General features: G+C 69.6%; 1 protein-coding gene and 1 pseudogene. Both read left to right on the forward strand.

Features of this window, described 5'->3' with window-relative positions:
- On the forward strand, positions 1 to 889 hold an 889-nt coding region (locus tag VD972_RS00355), incomplete at its 5' end, for a sigma-54 dependent transcriptional regulator (protein ID WP_324979006.1).
- A gap of 296 nt (positions 890 to 1,185) precedes the next feature.
- Positions 1,186 to 2,270, forward strand: a pseudogene (locus VD972_RS00360) (hypothetical protein); the annotation flags it as partial.

Raw genomic sequence — 2,270 nt, forward strand, 5'->3', positions numbered from 1 at the left:
GACGGGCACGGGCAAGGAGCGGCTGGCGCGCGCCCTCCATCGCTGGAGCGCGCGGGCGGACCAGCCCTTCGTCACCATCAACTGCGCCGCCATCCCCGCGGGGCTGCTGGAGAGCGAGCTGTTCGGCCACGTGAAGGGCGCCTTCACCGGCGCCACCAAGGATCGGGCCGGGCGCTTCCAGATGGCCCATGGCGGCACGCTGCTGCTTGACGAGGTGGGCGAGCTGCCCGTGGAGCTGCAGGCCAAGCTGCTGCGCGCGCTGCAGGAGAAGACGCTCGAGCCGGTGGGCAGTGATCGCACGGTGCGCGCGGACGTGCGGCTGCTGGCGGCCACGCACGTGGATCTGCAGCAGGCCATCTCCCAGCGGCGCTTCCGCGAGGATCTCTACTACCGGCTGAGCGTCTTCCCGCTGCGCCTGCCGCCCCTGCGCGAGCGGCTCGAGGATCTGCAGCAGCTCTGCGCGTTCCTGCTGGAGGAGCAGACGCGGCGCACGGGGCGGCGAGGCATGCGCGTGACGCCCGAGGGACTGGAGTGCCTGGCGGCGTACAGCTGGCCCGGCAACCTGCGCGAGCTGGCCAACGTGCTCGAGCGTGCCACCATCCTCTCGCCGCTCCCGGAGCTGGGGCCGGAGGCGCTCGATCTGCCCACGCGTGAGCGGGCCTCGCTGGCGCCCGCGCGCGCGCTCGAGGTGCAGAGCGAGAAGGTGCTCACGCTCGCGGCGGTGCAGCGCGAGCACATCCTCCGCGTGCTCGCGCTCACCAAGGGCCGCATCTACGGCGAGGGTGGCGCCGCGCAGCTGCTGGGCCTCAAGCCCTCCACGCTGCAGAGCCGCATGAAGAAGCTCGGGATCGCTCGGCAGGACCAGTTCATCGTCGAAGGTCCGAGCTGACCCGGGGTGGGTGGTGATCGCCCTACGAGACAAGTAGAGCTTCGCGTCGGAAAAATCCTGTCGTGCTAGCGATTCGGTGAGAGCACGACACCGTTCTTCGCACAGCGGAGCGTGTTTTCAGCGTCTGCCTTTGCGCGAGGCGCATCGGTACAATTCATCTCGCTCCACGTCCGACGGAGCGAGTGGCCGGTTGCCCGTCCACGGGGGGAAAGCCAACCGCAGTCTCCACCCTGGGGGCACGCTGTATGAGCACTCGTGCAGCTTCGTATGTCGTATTGAGCAGCCTGCTCTGGGCCATGCCGGAACTTGCTCTGGCGCAAGAGCTGACTGGCACCGCGCAGAGAACCTTCACCACGGACGCCGACTTCGCAGCCGGCCGCTTCAATGGAACGCGGGCTGGAGCGCCGGACTCCGATCAGCTCCGCATCGACACCGGCGCGAGCGTGCCGACCTTCCTCTGGATTGCCAACGCCAACGCGGGCCTCGTGACCAAGGTGGACACGCGCACGGGCCGGCAGGCGGCGCGCTACGACTCCGTGCTCGTGCGCAACTGGGACGGCTCGGTGCCGGTGGTGCGGCCGCCGCGTGAGTCCTGCAACCTGCCGGCGCCCATGGCGGTGGACGCCCAGGGCAACGCCTTCGTCGTCAACCGCAACAACTGCTCGGGCTCCGCGGCCTCCATCACCAAGGTCGCCGGCTCGCTGGCAGCGTGTGTGGACCGCAACGGCAACGGGCAGATCGACACCTCCTCGGACGTGAGAAGCAACGGCTCCATTGAGCTAGGCAACGCGACCGAGTTCTTTGGCCAGACGGACGAGTGCCTCCTCTGGACGAAGAACTATGTGGCCGCGGGGGATCCGGGGCGCTCGGTGGTGGTGGACGCCGACCAGCACGTCTGGGCCGCCGGCTTCACCTCGTCCAAGCTCTACCGGCTGGATGGACAGACCGGTGCGGTGCTGCAGGTCATCGACCTGCGGGCCGAGACGGGCGCCGCCTCCAACATCCAGAGCCTGGCCGTGGGGCCGGGCGGCTACCTCTACACGTCGGACAACAGCCCGCTGAAGCTCATCCGGAAGATCAATCCAAGCGCGCCAGCGGGCAGCCACGTGGTGGACACGCTCACGGCCCCGGTGCCCACCTCCGGCCTCGTGGTGGATCGCAACGGGAGGGTGTGGCTGGGCGCGGACTCGGACTCCGCCAACGGCGTGGTGCGGGTGGACTTCACGGCTCGCACGGCTCAGATGGTGGGGGGCGGCGGCGGGTGCAGCGGCCGCACTCGCGGCGTCGCGGTGGATGCCGCGGGAGATGTCTGGGCCGCGTGCAATGGCACCAATCGCCTGCTGCGCGTGGGCGCCGACGGCACGTTCAAGAGCACCTGGTC

Source organism: Hyalangium sp., from assembly GCF_035629615.1.
Lineage (GTDB): Bacteria > Myxococcota > Myxococcia > Myxococcales > Myxococcaceae > Hyalangium.